The following is a 286-nucleotide window of genomic DNA, read 5'->3' as shown; positions in this document are numbered from 1 at the left end:
GCCTAAAATTCCTCTAAAATATCATTTGTACATGTAATTAATTTCGCTCCATCCTGAATTAATCGATGATTTCCTTTATATTCTTCCATTATAATCGGACCTGGCACTGCAAATACCTCTCTATTATATTGAATTGCAAAATTTGCAGTAATCATCGTCCCGCTCTTCTCCTTAGCCTCTAAAACGATTAAACCTTTAGATAAACCAGCTATAATTCTATTTCTTCTAGGAAAGTATCTTTTTTCTGGTCTAATATGATATGGATATTCACTAATAACTAAATGAT

General features: G+C 31.5%; 1 protein-coding gene. It reads right to left on the bottom strand.

Annotated features, from left to right (window positions below):
• Window positions 1-2: 2 nt before the first annotated feature.
• Window positions 3-286, bottom strand: a 284-nt coding sequence (locus tag CN514_RS25060) for a DNA-processing protein DprA (protein ID WP_176526090.1), incomplete at its 5' end; no start/stop codon positions are given.

The sequence above is a fragment of the Bacillus sp. AFS001701 genome, from assembly GCF_002559405.1.
In the GTDB taxonomy this organism is placed as follows: Bacteria; Bacillota; Bacilli; order Bacillales; family Bacillaceae_G; genus Gottfriedia.
Note: the sequence above shows the minus strand (reverse complement) of the source record. Positions and strands in the feature narration are given on the sequence as shown.